This is a genomic window from Geodermatophilus sp. SYSU D01180, from assembly GCF_054050415.1.
Genome location: NZ_JBJGZH010000013.1, coordinates 76,356 through 91,167, shown reverse-complemented (window position 1 = coordinate 91,167; position 14,812 = coordinate 76,356). Strand labels below are relative to the sequence as shown.

Here is a 14,812-nt window from a genome sequence, read left to right as displayed (position 1 = left end):
CCACACGTGTTGTGGCAGCCTGCCCGGGTGCGCACCCGCCGTCCCGCCGCCGTCGCCCTCGGGCTCGTGGCCGCCGCCGTCACGGTGACCGGCTGCCGGACCTCGCCGACCGTCGCCGCCTACGTCGGGGACGAGCAGGTGACCGTGGCCGAGCTGCAGTCCGCCGTCGACGAGCGGCTGGCCGACCCCGCGATCGCCGAGGCCGTCGGGGGCGGCGGCGCGGACTACACCCGCCAGGTGCTCACCCTGCTCGTGCGCGAGGAGCTCTACGCCGAGGCGGCCGGGCGCAGCGACGTCGAGGTCACCGACGCCCAGGTCGGCGAGTTCATCGAGACGGCACTGGCCGGCCGCGACGAGGAGGAGCTGTACGCGCAGGCCGCCTCGCAGGGCTACTCGCGCGAGGACATCCAGGAGAGCGCCCGCCAGCAGCTGCTGCGCCGGGAGCTCGGCGTCGCCGCCGGGGAGGACCCCGGGACCGACGAGGCCGCGCTGCGTGCCCGGTACGAGGAGGTCCGCGCCGGCCTGGAGCAGGTGGAGCTCGGCTATTTCGTCGTCCCGGACCAGGCCACCGCCGACGCCGTCGTCGCCGAGCTGGCCGCCGCGCCGGCCACGTACCCGGCGGTCGCGGCCCGGTACCCGGGCGAGATCACCCTGCCCGCGCTGCAGCCGACCGGCACCGCCGACGTCCCCGCGCCGCTGGCCGAGGGCGTGGCCGCCGCCCCGCCGAACACCGGCTTCAGCGTCACCGTCGGCGACGTGCCGGGCGTGGTGGTCGCCTTCGTCGGGCAGCGGACGACGCCGTCGTTCGAGGAGGTCCGCCCGCAGCTGGAGGACGAGGCCGCGCAGGGCGCCGAGGAGGCCGGGGCGGCGGTGGTCGACGAGGTCCGTGACGACGTCGGCGTCACCGTCAACCCGCGCTACGGCGAGTTCGGCGACCAGGACGTGGTGCAGGAGGCCGAGGGCGGCGTCGTCGACCTGCTCGACGACGCCGGCGCCGCCGCCCCCACCACCGGCGAGGGCTGACCCGGTGCCCCCGGCCGTCGTCGTCACGGTCAGCCCGCGGCTGCCCGGCCTGCTCGGGCCGGCCGGCTGGGCCGCGCTGGCCGGGCGCCGGATCGCGGCGCTGCCCGGCGCCGCGGCCACCGCGGACGCGCTGCGCGCCGCCGGGTGGCAGGTCGCCGACGCCGCCGACGCGGCCGGCCTGGACGGCGACGTCGCCTGCCTGGCAGCCCCGGGGGAGGAGGTGGCCGGGCGGCCGGTCGTCGACGGTGCCCCCGAGCCGCCCGGCGCCCACCTGCTCGACGTCGTCGCGGTGATGGACCGGCTGCGCTCGCCCGGCGGCTGCCCCTGGGACGCCGAGCAGACGCACTCCTCGCTGCGCGGCTACCTGCTCGAGGAGGCGCACGAGGCCTACGACGCCATCGTCGACGACGACCCGGTCGCCATGCGCGAGGAGCTCGGCGACGTGCTGCTGCAGGTCGTCTTCCACGCCCGCGTCGCCGCCGAGGCCGGCCCGGACCGGCGGTTCGACGTCGACGACGTGGCCCGCGAGCTGGTCGAGAAGCTGGTCCGCCGGCACCCGCACGTCTTCGGCGACGCCGGCCCCCGCGACGTCGCCGGCGTCGAGGCGGGCTGGGAGGAGATCAAGAAGGCGGAGAAGCAGCGGCGCTCGCCCACCGAGGGCGTCTCGCGCTCGCAGCCGGCCACCGCGTGGGCGACGGCGCTGGTGCGGCGGGCCGCGCGGGCCGGGCTCCCGACGCCGGAGCCGGCCGAGCTGGGCTCGACGTCGCCGGAGGAGCTGGGCGAGCGGCTGCTGGCCGTCGTCGCCGCGGCCGCGCAGCGCGGCTGGGACGCCGAGGACGCGCTGCGCGAGGCGGTCCGCCGCTACGCCGGCGAGCTCGACGCCGAAGCCGTGCGCCGGGAGCGGCACTGAGGTGCCGGGACCCGGTGTCGCCGTCGCCACCGGGTCCCGGGGATCACCTCTGCTTGCGCGGGACGATGCGCAGAAGCGCCGTGCCGACCGCGATCATCGCGAAGGCCGCGAGAGCCAGCCAGATGCTCCCGAAGCCGGTGTAGGCGAGCACCGAGCCGGTGCCGCCCGCTGCGAGTGGAGCTGCCGGGTTGTCGTAGATCTTCACCACCTCCTCTCACGCCGGAGTGCTGCGTCGAGGTAGGCCTTGGCGTGGACGAGCTGGAGGAAGACGTCGTAGAGGAGTTCGTACATCGTCGCCGCTGCCAGCATGTGTCTCCAACCGCGGTCGCGGACCGTGACGACCCGCTCGACGACGAAGATCCCGGTGACCGCGAGCCAGAACGGCTGCACGTTGAGGTGGCCGGTGCTGACCATCGCCGCGGCCACCGACCCGAGGTAGAGGAAGGTCACCACGACGCCAGCGAGGGTCAGTAGCTGCCGGCCCCAGTAGCGCCAGGTGACGCGGGTGACCCCGTACTGGACGCAGTTCTCGATCGCGCCGCGCTTCCATCGCAGCCGCTGGTTCCACAGCGCCCGCCAGGTCGGCATGACCTCGGTGGTGAGCGTGCACTCCTTCGGACTGAGCACCTGGTAACCCAGGTGCAGGATCGCGAAGGTCAGTTCGTTGTCCTCGGTGAGGACGGTGGTGTCGTAGATGCCGCCGCGGCCGTCGCCGCGCGGGACCCGGCCGTCCCGGCGCGCCTCGGAGATCCGGCGCAGCGTGGCCGCGCGGAACATCGCCGCGGTGCCGGTGACCACGAGGCACTTCCCCTGCAGTCGGCGCACGTCACGGGCGTAGCGGGCGTACTCGTTGCGCTGCAGGTGCCCGACGAGGCCGCCGCCGGGGTCGCCGCGGAACGTGCCGCCCACCGCGCCCATCCGGTCGTCCTTCAGCACGTGGTGCGCGGCCCCCTCGAGGAAGCCCCCGTCCAGTGAGGAGTCGGCGTCCTGGACGAGCACCAGATCGTCGTCGGCGGCGTCGGGCCGGCCGGTGGGTGCAGCGCGGCGGTCATCCACGCCGTTCCTGCGGTCGCCTGCTGCACGTCGGCTGCCCGTGCGACGCTCGGGCCCGGCGGTGTCGCTGGTGTGGGTCCGTCGGTCGGCCGCCCGGCGTTCCTCTCCGCGGCGCTCGCCCGCGGCCACCCGTCGGAAGCGCAGCGACCACGCCTGGTTGAGCGCGCCGGCCTTCTTGTCGGTGTTGCCGACGGTCTCGAACACCTCGGCACCCGCCGCCCGGGCGATCGCCACGGTCTCGTCGGAGCAGTTGTCCGCGACGACGACCACGCGCGCCGGTGGGAGCGTCTGCCGGCGCAGGCCATCGAGAGTGGCGGCGATCTGATCGGCCTCGTCGTGCGCGGGCACGAGGACGGTGACGTAGGGCTCGCGGGACAGGACGGTCCCCGGCGCGGTCACCGCGTCGAGCCTGACGGCGTGCACCTGAGGCTCGTCGGCCCGGACGTCAACAACGTCGAGCCGCTCGAGCGTCGGGCTGGCGGTCACGCAGGTCCCCCTCCTCGCGCACCCGCGGACCTGCGGGTGCTGGCCGAGTGTGCGGCGGGGCGGGCTCGGGGGACCCCGGTCCGGGATGACGCCTCACCCCATCGGGGCGTGCACCGTCTTCCACGGGTGAGGCGCTGGAGCCGGTGGTGACGCAGCGCGAAGAGAACGGCACCGCCGAGCTCGACGCGGCCGGCGGCATCGGCGGCGTCGGCCGGCCCTAGCTGACGAGGAGCTGCCCCGCCGGCGCGGTGGTGACCCGCGGCGCGGTGAGCATGGCCTTCAGCGCGCCGAGCACGCCCAGCCCGGCGACCGCGACGGCGCACCAGACGCCGGGCCCGAGCCGGTACACGTCCCAGCCGGCGTCCACCAGCCGGGCGACGACCGCGGCGGCCACGGCCAGCGCGACCGCCAGCGCCAGCACCCCGGACACCCGGTGGCCGCGCGCGGGACGGAGCAGCAGCAGCCCGAGGACGACGAGCACGGCGCCGCCCGCCGCCACCGCCGCCGGCTGCCACAGGCCGGTGCGCGCGAGCTCGGCGACCCCCTCGCGGGCCGCGCCGACGGACCGCGCCACCAGGTGCAGCCCGGTGGTCGCCTCGTCCCGGTCCCACGGCAGCCACACGCTCGCCGCGTCGGCCACGCCGGCCAGTAGCAGGAGCACCCCGCCGACGAGATCGGGGTGCCGCACGTAGACCAGCGGTCCGGGGCCGAGCGCCACCCCGGCCACCTCCGCGCGGTCCGGGACCGACTCCACGTCCTCGACGTCGTCCTCGGCGGGATCCGGCGGGAACCCGAGGATCGACGGACCCGTCCCGTCGTCCGCGTCCTCGGGAGGTGGGGGCGGCGCGGCTCCGGCGCCGTGCCTGGGGGGTCGCTGCTGCTGGCGCTCGGTCATCGGGTCCTCCGACGGCGCGGACGTGGGGAGACGCCGCCCACGAGGAGGTTATCGCCGGATCGGTTCCGCCGAGGCCGCACCGTGACCGCTCCGTGACAGGAGTCCCGGGACCACGCGTCCCGGGGGAGCCCCGCCCACCTCGCTAGGCTGCTGCCCGTGCCGAGCATCGATGCCGTAGGCGCGCGGGAGATCCTGGACTCGCGCGGTAACCCCACCGTGGAGGTCGAGGTCGCCCTCGACGACGGGACGATCGCGCGCGCCGCGGTCCCGAGCGGCGCCTCCACCGGCGCCTTCGAGGCGGTGGAGCTGCGCGACGGCGGCGACCGCTACGGCGGCAAGGGCGTCACCCGGGCCGTCGACGGCGTCCTCGACGTCATCGGCCCCGAGCTGGTCGGCTACGAGGCCACCGAGCAGCGGCTGGTCGACCAGCGCCTGCTCGACCTCGACGGCACGCCGGACAAGTCGCGGCTGGGCGCCAACGCGATCCTCGGCGTCAGCCTCGCCGTCGCCCGCGCCGCCGCCGAGTCCACCGGCCTGCCGCTGTTCCGCTACGTGGGCGGGCCGTCGTCGCACCTGCTGCCGGTGCCGATGATGAACATCCTCAACGGCGGCGCCCACGCCGACAGCAACGTCGACGTGCAGGAGTTCATGATCGCCCCGATCGGCGCGGCGACCTTCGCCGAGGCCCTCGCCGTCGGCACGGAGACCTACCACGCGCTGAAGTCGGTGCTGAAGGGCCGGGGCCTGTCCACCGGCCTCGGCGACGAGGGCGGCTTCGCCCCCGACCTGCCGACCAACCGCGCCGCGCTCGACCTCATCGCCGAGGCGGTGGAGAAGGCCGGCTACGCGCTCGGCACCGACATCGGGCTCGCGCTCGACGTGGCCGCCACCGAGTTCCACAGCGACGGCGGCTACGAGTTCGAGGGCCAGACCCGGTCGGCGGAGTTCCTCACCGACTACTACCGCGAGCTGGTCGACGCCTACCCGATCGTCTCGATCGAGGACCCGCTGTCGGAGGAGGACTGGGACGGCTGGATCGCGCTGACCGCCGCGCTCGGCGAGCGCGTGCAGCTGGTCGGCGACGACCTGTTCGTCACCAACCCGGCCCGCCTCGCCGACGGGATCGAGCGGAAGGCCGCGAACGCGCTGCTGGTGAAGGTCAACCAGATCGGCACGCTCACCGAGACCCTCGACGCCGTGAACCTGGCGCACCGCAACGGCTACCGCTGCATGATGAGCCACCGCTCCGGCGAGACCGAGGACACCACGATCGCCGACCTCGCCGTCGCCACCGACTGCGGGCAGATCAAGACCGGTGCCCCGGCGCGCAGCGAGCGGGTGGCCAAGTACAACCAGCTGCTGCGCATCGAGGAGGAGCTCGACGACGCCGCGCGCTACGCCGGCGCGGCGGCCTTCCCGCGCCTGCGGACCTCCTGACCCGATGAGCGCCGGTTCGGGGCGGCGGCGCTCGACCGGCCGCCCGCTGTCGCACGCCGCGTCCCGGCCGGTCCCGGCCGGGACGCGGTCGGGCGCCGGCAGTCGTCCCGAGGCCCGCCGCCCCGGCCGGCGCACGCCGCCGCGGACGCCCGCGCGTCCCGCGGCGGCGCGCCGGCCGCTGTTCACCGGCCGGACCGTGGTGTTCGTCGGGCTGCTCCTGCTGCTGTCGCTGACCCTGGCCGGGCCGGTCCGGCAGTGGCTGGACGGCCGCGCCGAGATCGCCCGGCTGGCCGCGGAGAGCACCGCCTACGACGAGCGCATCGCCGAGCTGCAGGCCGAGCTCGAGCGCCAGGCCGACCCGGCGTGGACCGCCCGCGAGGCCCGCGAGCGGCTGGCCTACGTGCTGCCCGGCGACCGGCTGGTCGTCGTGGTCGACGGCGAGGCGGCCGAGGGCGACGCCGGCACGCTGCCCGACGCCGTCGACGCCGCGCCGCGGCCCTGGTACGAGGAGTTGCTCGGCTCGGTGGCCGACGCCGACGGCTGAGGGGCGCCGTCGGGCCCGCCGACCGGCTGCCGCAGACTTCCCTGGTGACCACCCCGACCACCCCGGGACGCCGGGTGCACGAGCCGATCACGCCGGAGGAGCGCGAGGTCGTCGCCCGGCAGCTGGGCCGGCCGCCACGCGCCGTGCGGGCGGTCGCGCACCGCTGCCCGTGCGGACAGCCCGACGTCGTCCAGACCTCGCCGCGGCTGGAGGACGGCACGCCGTTCCCCACGCTGTACTACCTGACCTGCCCGCGGGCGTCGGCGGCCGCGAGCCGGCTGGAGTCCACCGGGCGCATGCGCGAGTGGCAGGACGACCTCGGCACCGACGCCGGTCTCGCCGCGGCCTACCGGGCCGCGCACGAGGCCTACCTGGCCGAGCGCGACGCGCTCGACGAGCTGCCCACCCGCAACACCGCCGGCGGCATGCCCGACCGGGTCAAGTGCCTGCACGCCCTGGCCGGCCACGCGCTGGCCGCGGGGCCCGGCGTCAACCCGATCGGCGACCGCGCGGTGGCCGGGATGGGGGAGTGGTGGGTCGCCGGCCCCTGCGCCCAGCCGGAGGAGCGGCCGTGACCCGGGTGGCCGCGATCGACTGCGGCACCAACTCCATCCGCCTGCTGGTCGCCGACGTGCCGCCCGAGGGCGCGCACACCGACCTGCTGCGCCGCATGGAGGTCGTGCGGCTGGGCCAGGGCGTGGACGCCACCGGCCGGCTCGCGCCCGAGGCGATCGAACGCACCCGCGTGGTGCTCGCCGAGTACGCCGCGCAGGCCCGCGACCTCGGCGCCACCGCGGTGCGGATGGTGGCCACCAGCGCCACCCGCGACGCCGCCAACCGCGAGGACTTCGAGGCGATGGTGCTGGCCACCCTCGGCCGGGCGCCGGACGTCGTCCCGGGCGACGAGGAGGCGCGGCTGTCCTTCCTCGGTGCCACCGCCTCCCTTGCCGCCGCGGCCGCCGCGCACGGCGGCCCGCCGCCGCGCCCGCCCTACCTGGTGGTCGACATCGGCGGCGGGTCGACGGAGTTCGTCCTCGGCGACGCCGCCGGGGTGCGCGCCGCCCGCTCCGTCGACGTCGGCTGCGTGCGGCTGACCGAGCGGCACCTGCACGGCGACCCGCCGACGGCGGACGAGATCGGCGCCAGCGAGGCCGACATCCGCGCGGCGCTGGCGGAGGTGGCCGCGGCGGTGCCGGTGGAGGAGGCGGTCACGCTGGTCGGCCTGGCCGGCTCGGTGACCACGGTGGCCGCGCTCGCGCTGCGGCTGCCCGCCTACGACGCCGAGGCCATCCACGGCTCGCGGATCCCGGTCTCGGCGGTCCGCTCGGTCACCGCCGGGTTGCTCACCGCCACCCGCGAGCGCCGGGCGGCCCACCCCGTCATGCACCCGGGGCGGGTCGACGTCATCGGCGCCGGCGCGCTGGTGCTGCGGGTGGTCATGGACGCGTTCGCGCTCGACGAGGTCGTCGTCAGCGAGCACGACATCCTCGACGGCATCGCGCTGCGGCTCGCCCGGGGGTGAGCGTCAGCCGGCCTCGTTGACGCCGGGCGGGAGCTTGCCGGTCAGCTGCTGGTAGGCCGTGGCCGCGCCGCGAGCGGCCAGCAGCCGGCCGGCCGCGACCGCCAGCCCGGAGAACGCGGCCCAGGCCAGCGCGTCCGGCCAGGAGACGCCCGGCGCGGCCGGGTTCTTCGGCGGGGTCGTGCCGCGGGCCGCGTACCAGGCGGCGTCGGTGAGCTTGCGGACGGCGATCCCCGACACGGTGGCCGTCCCCGTGCCGAGGAGCTTCCAGGTCAGCGGCGCCTTCTGCTTGCGGGCCATGGGGTGATCATGCCTGTCGCCCCCGCGGCCCGCGCGTCCCCGGGCGGGTGGTCCACTGGGCGCGTGGCGGTCGACGCGCAGGGGTTCCCGGTCACGCGGTCGCCGGCGGGGGTCGCCCGGTCGGCGCGTGCGGCCCGCGACCTCGCCGTCCTGGACGCCCGCGTCTCCGGCTGCCGCGCCTGCCCGCGGCTGGTGACCTGGCGCGAGGAGGTCGCCCGGGTCAAGCGGGCCTCCTTCCGCGACCAGGACTACTGGGGCCGCCCGGTGCCCGGCCTGGGCCCCGCCGACGCGCGGATCGCCGTCGTCGGGCTGGCGCCGGCCGCGCACGGCGGCAACCGCACCGGGCGGGTCTTCACCGGCGACCGCAGCGGCGACTGGATCTTCGCCGCGCTGTGGCGGGCGGGCCTGGCCAGCCAGCCGACGTCGACGCACGTCGGGGACGGCCTGGAGCTCACCGGCGTGCGGGTGGCCGCGGCGGTCCGCTGCGCACCCCCGGACAACGCGCCGACGCCGGCCGAGCGCGACACGTGCTCGCCGTGGCTGGCCCGCGAGCTGGCGCTGCTGCCCGACCTGCGGGTGGTCGTCGTCCTCGGCGGGTTCGGTTGGACGGCGCTGTGGCCGGTCATCGCCGAGGCGGGGTACGCGCTGCCCCGCCCGCGGCCGGCGTTCGGGCACGGCGTGGAGGTGGCACTGGAGGGGCCGCGCGGGCCGCTGACCCTGCTCGGCAGCTACCACGTCAGCCAGCAGAACACCTTCACCGGCCGGCTGACCGAGCCGATGCTGGACGCCGTCCTGTCCCGGGCCACGGAGCTCGCCGGGACCGGCTGAGCCGGAGCGCGGCGGGAGGGCCACCCTAGGCTGGGCGGCGCCGGGCAGCCGCCCGCCGCGCGCCCGCCCCCGTGGCCCAATCGGCAGAGGCAGGCCCCTTAAAAGGGTCGCAGTGTGGGTTCGAGTCCCACCGGGGGCACCGTCCGGACCTGCAGTTCTTCCGGCCTCTTACCGCAGGACCGAGAAGAAATCCAGGGCTTGACGTCCCCCGTGACCGTGTTGGCAGGGTGACACCCCGTGAGCAACGGAGCTCACACCCGACGTCGAGGGGAAGTCGTCCATGACCCAGGCCCACCCGTCCCGCCGGTCACGGCTCGCCGTGATCGGCAGCGCCGGCGCGCTCGCGCTGGCCGGGAGCGTGGTCGCTGCGCTGCCCGCCGGTGCCGCCGGCGGCTGCGAGACCCGCAACAACAACACCGTCGCCAAGCTGACCGAGTGCGTCACGCTCGAGGGCGTCACGGAGCACCTCGAGGCGTTCCAGGACATCGCGGACGCCAACGGCGGCAACCGCGCCTCGGGCACCTCGGGCTACGACGCCTCTGTGGCCTACGTCGAGGACCGACTGGAGGCCGTCGGGTACACCGTCGACGTCCAGCGGTTCGAGTTCCCGTTCTTCCGGCTGGGCGAGAGCTCGTTCAGCCGCGTCACGCCGACCGCGACGACGTACACGGTGGGCACCGACTACGCGCCGATGACCTACACCGGCCCCGGCACGGTCGACAACGGCGTCGTCACCCCGGTCGACCTCGCCGGCACGGGACTCGGCAGCGGCTGCGAGGCCGCTGACTTCACCGGCTTCGCAGCAGGCACGGTGGCCCTCGTCCAGCGGGGCGGCTGCGCCTTCGCCGTCAAGGCGGACAACGCCGAGGCCGCCGGGGCCTCCGCGGTCATCGTCTTCAACAACACGGGCGGCCCTCTCAACGGCACCCTGGGCGCCCCGGGCATCGGCATCCCGGTCATCGGCGTCCCCACGGCCCTGGGCCAGGAGCTCGCCGCCGCGGGCACGACCGTCGACCTGACCATCGACGCGGAGAGCGAGATCCGCGACACCTACAACGTCGTCGCCGAGCTGCCCGGCCGCACGTCGGACAACGTCGTCATGGCCGGCGCCCACCTCGACTCCGTGCTCGCGGGCCCGGGCATCAACGACAACGGCTCCGGCAGCGCGGCCATCCTCGAGGTCGCCGAGAACATCACCAAGGTCAAGCCGGCGAACACCATCCGGTTCGCCTGGTGGGGTGCCGAGGAGCTCGGCCTGCTCGGCTCCGAGCACTACGTGACCAGCCTGACGCAGTCCGAGAGGGACCGGATCGGCCTGTACCTGAACTTCGACATGGTCGGCTCGCCGAACTTCGCCCGGTTCATCTACGACGGCGACCAGTCGGACTTCGAGGCGCCGGTGGAGGTCCCCGACGGCTCGGCCCAGATCGAGTACGTCCTCGAGGACTACTTCGAGGCGCAGGGCCTGTGGTACGAGGGCAGCGAGTTCAGCGGCCGCAGCGACTACCAGGCGTTCATCGAGGCGGAGATCCCCTCCGGAGGCCTGTTCACCGGCGCCGAGGTCGAGAAGCAGGCGTACCAGGTGCCGCTGTACGGCGGGACGGCCGGGGTCGCCTACGACCGCAACTACCACCAGGTCGGGGACACGATCGACAACGTCGACCCGAAGGCGCTGGAGACGAACTCCGACGCCATCGCCTACTCGGTGCTGACGCTGGGCTACGACACGTCCCGTGTGAACGGCGTGGCCGGCCAGCCGGTGCCGGGTGGCACGTTCGAGGAGGACCCGACCGACCGCCAGTTCCGGGTGACCCCGGAGCAGAAGGCCGGCGGCGGCGGCCTCTCGCCGGACCACGACCACGACCACGGTCACGGCGGGGACGAGATCTGACCTCCACCTCCCCAGCACGACCCGGGGGCGCGGCACCGCACGGTGTCGCGCCCCCGGCGCGTCTTCCCACCCGGTCGGGGGTACTGGCAGGGTCAGGAACGCGCAGGCCACCTGCGGCGTTGTAGGAACCGAGTGGGGTGCGAGGTAGCAGCCCACCGACCGACCAGTCACCTCGAGGAGATGACGATGCCCAGCTCCAACCCGGTCTTCGGCCGGGGCTTCGCCAACGCCGCGTCCGGCGGTGGCCAGCCGTACGGCCAGGGCTACGGCGCTCCCGGCTCCGGCCAGCAGTACGGCCAGCAGGGCTACGCCGCTCCCGGTCAGCAGCAGTACGGCCAGCCCTACGGGCAGCAGTACGGCGCGCCCCAGGGTTACGGCGCCCCGCAGGGCTACGGCGCGCCGCAGGGCTACGGTGCCCCGGCCCCCGCCGGCCCGTACGGCCCGCCGGCCACCCGCTACATGACGATGGACGACGTCGTCCAGAAGACGGGCCTGTCGTTCCTGGTCACCGTCCTGGCCGCGGCCGCCGTCTGGGCGCTGCCCGGCCAGGCCGCGTGGGGCCTGGCGCTGCCCGCGGTGCTCGTGGCCTTCGTCCTGGGCCTGGTGATCAGCTTCAAGCAGATCGCCAACCCGGCGGCGACCCTGGCCTACGGCGCGCTCTACGGTGTCGCGCTCGGCGCCATCAGCGAGGCCTTCAACTCGGTCTACCCCGGGATCGTCGTCCAGGCGGTGATCGGCACCTTCGGTGTCTTCGCCGGCATGCTCGTCGTCTACAAGACCGGCGCCATCCGGGTCACCCCCAAGCTGACCCGCTGGATCGTCGGCGCCCTGTTCGGCGTCCTGGCCCTGGTCCTGGTCAACCTGATCGCGTCGTTCTTCGTCCCGGGCGGCCTGGGCCTGCGTGACGGCGGCCCGCTGGCCATCGTCTTCAGCCTCGTCGTGATCGGTGTGGCGGCCTTCTCGCTGCTGCTCGACTTCGACATGGCCGACCAGGCGATCCGCCGCGGCGCCCCGGCCAAGTTCGCCTGGTACGTCGCCTTCGGCCTGCTCGTCACGATCGTCTGGCTGTACCTGGAGATCCTGCGGCTGCTGTCCTACTTCCAGGACAACTGACCCGCACCACCCACCGGTGGCCCGGTCCCCCTCGGGGGCCGGGCCACCGGCGTCTCCGGGCCCGGACGCCGGATCGTCCGCCACGGACGATGTGCCGCCGGGAGGCCACCGCTGGGGTCGGTGGAGGGCCCGCGAGCGGGTCCGCCCCCAGCCCGCGCCAGGAGGTCCGGATGTCCGCTCCCACCGACCCGACCACCGTCTCCGTCCCCGGGGCCGTGCCCCAGCCCCGGACCGCCGCCGGGACCGATCCCACCGCCATCCGCCCGTTCCGCATCGCCGTCCCCGAGGCGGAGCTGCTCGACCTGCGCCGGCGCATCGCCGGCACCCGCTGGCCCTCCGCGGAGCTGGTCGGGGACCGCTCGCAGGGCGTGCAGCTCGCGACGGTGCAGGCCCTCGTGCGCCACTGGCTCACCGACTACGACTGGCGCGCGTGCGAGGTGCGGATCAACGCGCTCCCGCAGTTCACGACCGAGATCGACGGGGTGGAGATCCACTTCCTGCACGTGCGCTCGCCGCACGAGGACGCGCTGCCGCTGGTCATGACGCACGGCTGGCCGGGCTCGGTCGTCGAGCTGCTCGAGACCGTCGGCCCGCTCACCGACCCGACGGCGCACGGTGGCCGCGCCGAGGACGCCTTCCACCTCGTGCTGCCGTCCCTGCCCGGCTACGGCTTCTCCGCCGAGCCGCGGGAGCTCGGGTGGGACTCCCCCCACGTCGGACGGGCCTGGGCGGAGCTGATGCGCCGCCTCGGCTACACCCGCTACGTCGCACAGGGCGGCGACGTGGGCGCCGGCGTGACCGACGCGATGGGCCGCCAGGCTCCCGAGGGCCTGCTCGGCATCCACCTCAACCTGCTCGTCACCGCACTGGCGGGCCCGCTGCCCGGCGACACCGCCGAGGAGCGTGCGGCGCTCGACGCGATCGCGACGTTCCAGGCGAGCGGCTTCTCGTACTTCCTGCAGCAGGCCACCCGGCCGCAGACGATCGGGTACGCCCTCCTGGACTCACCCGTCGCCCTGGCCGCCTGGATGCTCGACCACGACACCGACAGCTACTACAAGATCGCCCGCGCCTTCGTGGACGGGCAGCCCGCGGGCAACCTCACGCGGGACCACCTGCTCGACAACATCACGACGTACTGGCTGACCGGCACCGGCGCCTCCGCCGCCCGGTCCTACTGGGAGGACTTCGGAGTGGCCGCCCGGGCGGCCGCGGCGGACCGGCCCCGACCGGAGGTCTCGGTCCCGGTCGGCTTCACCACGTTCCCCGGTGAGATCTGGCGGACACCGCGCAGCTGGGCCGAGCAGAGCTACCCGACCCTCACCTACTTCAACGAGGTCGACCGCGGCGGGCACTTCGCCGCCTGGGAGGAGCCCGAGCTGTTCGCGGCCGAGGTCCGCGCGGCGTTCCGGCCGCTGCGCGGCTGATCCCGTCCCCGGAGACGGCGGCGGCCCGGTCCCCGCCAGGGGACCGGGCCGCCGCGGCGTGCCGGGAGCTCAGGTCAGGAGAGGCGCTCCAGCACCATCGCCATGCCCATGCCGCCGCCGACGCACATGGTCTCCAGGCCGAAGGTGCCGTCCTTCGTCTGCAGGCCGTTGAGCAGCGTGCCGGTGATGCGGGCGCCGGTCATGCCGAAGGGGTGGCCGACGGCGATCGCGCCGCCGTGCACGTTCAGCTTGTCGATGTCGATGCCCAGGTCCCGGTAGCTCGGGATGACCTGCGCGGCGAAGGCCTCGTTGATCTCGACGAGGTCGATGTCGTCGATGGTCATGCCCGCCCGCTGCAGCGCGAGCTTCGAGGCGTCGACCGGGCCGTAGCCCATGATCTCCGGCGACAGCCCGGTGACCGCGGTGGAGACGATGCGGGCCAGCGGGGTGAGGCCGAGGTCGCGGGCCTTGGTGTCGCTCATGACGACGACCGCGGCGGCGCCGTCGTTGAGCGGGCAGGCGTTGCCGGCGGTGACCCGGCCGTCGGGGCGGAAGACCGGCTTGAGGCCGGAGATGCCCTCGAGGGTGGTGCCGGGCCGCGGGCCGTCGTCCTTGCTGACGACGGTGCCGTCGGGGGTGGTGACCGGGGTGATCTCCCGCTCCCAGAAGCCCTCGGCGATCGCCTTCTCCGCCAGGTTCTGGCTGCGGACGGCGAACTCGTCCATCTCCTGGCGGGAGACGTCCTTGAGCAGCGCCAGGTTCTCGGCGGTCTGCCCCATGGCGATGTAGACGTCGGGGATCTCGCCGTTGTCCCGCGGGTCGGTCCACGAGTCGGCGCCGCTCTCGGCGGTCTTGGCCACACGCGCCTCGGCGTCGGTGAAGACCGGGTTGTGGGTGTCGGGCAGCGAGTCGCTGTTGCCCTTCACGAAGCGGGAGACCATCTCGACGCCGGCGGAGATGAAGACGTCGCCCTCGCCGGCCTTGATCGCGTGCATGGCCATGCGGGTCGTCTGCAGCGACGACGAGCAGTAGCGGGTGATCGTGGTGCCCGGCAGGTGGTCCATGCCGAGGAGCACGCTGACGACGCGGCCCATGTTGTGGCCCTGCTCGCCGCCGGGCAGACCACAGCCGAGGATCAGGTCGTCGATGTCGGTCGGGTCCAGGGCGGGGACCTTGTCCAGCGCCGCGCGGACGATGGTGGCGGTCAGGTCGTCGGGACGCAGGTCCTTGAGCGACCCCTTGAACGCACGCCCGATGGGGGAGCGCGCGGTCGCGACGATGACGGCTTCGGGCATGGGGTCCTCCACGGTGAGGTGCTCCCGGCCGGGGGGTGCCGGGTGTCGGGTCACCCCGGAAACTACCCCCGGGTACGCGGCCGGTCGCGGG

15 protein-coding genes and 1 tRNA gene are annotated in these 14,812 nt (G+C 75.0%); 11 read left to right on the top strand and 5 right to left on the bottom strand.

What is annotated here, in order from left to right; all coding sequences use genetic code 11:
* Positions 1 to 27: 27 nt before the first annotated feature.
* Both ACI8AA_RS13770 and ACI8AA_RS13765 read left to right on the top strand, forming a co-directional pair.
* Positions 28 to 1,023, top strand: a complete 996-nt coding sequence (locus ACI8AA_RS13770) for a peptidylprolyl isomerase (RefSeq protein WP_457044971.1) — start codon at positions 28 to 30, stop codon at positions 1,021 to 1,023.
* A gap of 4 nt (positions 1,024 to 1,027) precedes the next feature.
* On the top strand, positions 1,028 to 1,933 hold the full coding sequence (locus ACI8AA_RS13765; protein ID WP_457044970.1) for a MazG family protein: 906 nt from the start codon (positions 1,028 to 1,030) through the stop codon (positions 1,931 to 1,933).
* Between the two features lie 43 nt (positions 1,934 to 1,976).
* Here the strand turns inward: ACI8AA_RS13765 and ACI8AA_RS13760 are convergent, their stop codons facing one another.
* The 3 genes from ACI8AA_RS13760 to ACI8AA_RS13750 all read right to left on the bottom strand — a co-directional run bounded on the left by ACI8AA_RS13760 (position 1,977) and on the right by ACI8AA_RS13750 (position 4,367).
* Positions 1,977 to 2,138, bottom strand: a complete 162-nt coding sequence (locus tag ACI8AA_RS13760) for a hypothetical protein (protein WP_457044969.1) — start codon at positions 2,136 to 2,138, stop codon at positions 1,977 to 1,979.
* A complete protein-coding gene (locus tag ACI8AA_RS13755) occupies positions 2,135 to 3,472 on the bottom strand; it encodes a glycosyltransferase family 2 protein (RefSeq protein ID WP_457044968.1) in 1,338 nt (445 codons plus the stop codon). The genes ACI8AA_RS13760 and ACI8AA_RS13755 overlap by 4 nt, the downstream gene beginning before the upstream one ends.
* A gap of 217 nt (positions 3,473 to 3,689) precedes the next feature.
* Positions 3,690 to 4,367 (bottom strand): hypothetical protein, encoded by a 678-nt coding sequence (locus tag ACI8AA_RS13750; protein WP_457044967.1) that lies wholly within the window; start codon positions 4,365 to 4,367, stop codon positions 3,690 to 3,692.
* 156 nt (positions 4,368 to 4,523) lie between these two features.
* On the opposite strand from ACI8AA_RS13750, the gene eno reads away from it, so the two are divergent.
* The 4 genes from eno to ACI8AA_RS13730 are packed head-to-tail and all read left to right on the top strand — an operon-like array spanning position 4,524 to position 7,870.
* Positions 4,524 to 5,804: a phosphopyruvate hydratase gene (gene eno, locus ACI8AA_RS13745; protein ID WP_457044966.1), complete on the top strand. Its 1,281-nt coding sequence runs from the start codon at positions 4,524 to 4,526 to the stop codon at positions 5,802 to 5,804.
* 4 nt (positions 5,805 to 5,808) lie between these two features.
* Entirely contained in the window at positions 5,809 to 6,348 is a 540-nt protein-coding gene (locus tag ACI8AA_RS13740; protein ID WP_457044965.1) for an FtsB family cell division protein, read from the top strand.
* Positions 6,349 to 6,392: 44 nt separating this feature from the next.
* The gene (locus tag ACI8AA_RS13735; RefSeq protein ID WP_457044964.1) at positions 6,393 to 6,923 is read left to right on the top strand and encodes a DUF501 domain-containing protein; all 531 of its coding nucleotides are present in this window, start codon (positions 6,393 to 6,395) and stop codon (positions 6,921 to 6,923) included.
* Positions 6,920 to 7,870, top strand: coding sequence for a Ppx/GppA phosphatase family protein (locus ACI8AA_RS13730; RefSeq protein WP_457044963.1), 951 nt, complete (start codon positions 6,920 to 6,922; stop codon positions 7,868 to 7,870). The genes ACI8AA_RS13735 and ACI8AA_RS13730 overlap by 4 nt, the downstream gene beginning before the upstream one ends.
* Before the next feature lie 3 nt (positions 7,871 to 7,873).
* Here ACI8AA_RS13730 and ACI8AA_RS13725 read toward each other — a convergent pair whose 3' ends face one another.
* Positions 7,874 to 8,167 (bottom strand): DUF4235 domain-containing protein, encoded by a 294-nt coding sequence (locus ACI8AA_RS13725; RefSeq protein ID WP_456943306.1) that lies wholly within the window; start codon positions 8,165 to 8,167, stop codon positions 7,874 to 7,876.
* A gap of 63 nt (positions 8,168 to 8,230) precedes the next feature.
* Here ACI8AA_RS13725 and ACI8AA_RS13720 point away from each other — a divergent pair, with 63 nt between their 5' ends.
* The 5 genes from ACI8AA_RS13720 to ACI8AA_RS13700 all read left to right on the top strand — a co-directional run bounded on the left by ACI8AA_RS13720 (position 8,231) and on the right by ACI8AA_RS13700 (position 13,426).
* Positions 8,231 to 8,995, top strand: coding sequence for a uracil-DNA glycosylase (locus ACI8AA_RS13720; protein WP_457044962.1), 765 nt, complete (start codon positions 8,231 to 8,233; stop codon positions 8,993 to 8,995).
* A 65-nt stretch (positions 8,996 to 9,060) separates the two neighbouring features.
* Positions 9,061 to 9,134: transfer RNA gene (locus tag ACI8AA_RS13715), tRNA-Leu, on the top strand.
* A 141-nt stretch (positions 9,135 to 9,275) separates the two neighbouring features.
* Entirely contained in the window at positions 9,276 to 10,886 is a 1,611-nt protein-coding gene (locus tag ACI8AA_RS13710) for a M28 family metallopeptidase (protein WP_457044961.1), read from the top strand.
* 186 nt (positions 10,887 to 11,072) lie between these two features.
* A complete protein-coding gene (locus ACI8AA_RS13705; protein ID WP_457044960.1) occupies positions 11,073 to 11,999 on the top strand; it encodes a Bax inhibitor-1/YccA family protein in 927 nt (308 codons plus the stop codon).
* Positions 12,000 to 12,169: 170 nt separating this feature from the next.
* The gene (locus ACI8AA_RS13700) at positions 12,170 to 13,426 is read left to right on the top strand and encodes an epoxide hydrolase family protein (RefSeq protein ID WP_457044959.1); all 1,257 of its coding nucleotides are present in this window, start codon (positions 12,170 to 12,172) and stop codon (positions 13,424 to 13,426) included.
* A 74-nt stretch (positions 13,427 to 13,500) separates the two neighbouring features.
* Here ACI8AA_RS13700 and ACI8AA_RS13695 read toward each other — a convergent pair whose 3' ends face one another.
* Complete coding sequence (locus tag ACI8AA_RS13695) at positions 13,501 to 14,721, bottom strand: acetyl-CoA C-acetyltransferase (protein WP_457044958.1); 1,221 nt, start codon at positions 14,719 to 14,721, stop codon at positions 13,501 to 13,503.
* Between the last annotated feature and the right edge of the window lie 91 nt (positions 14,722 to 14,812).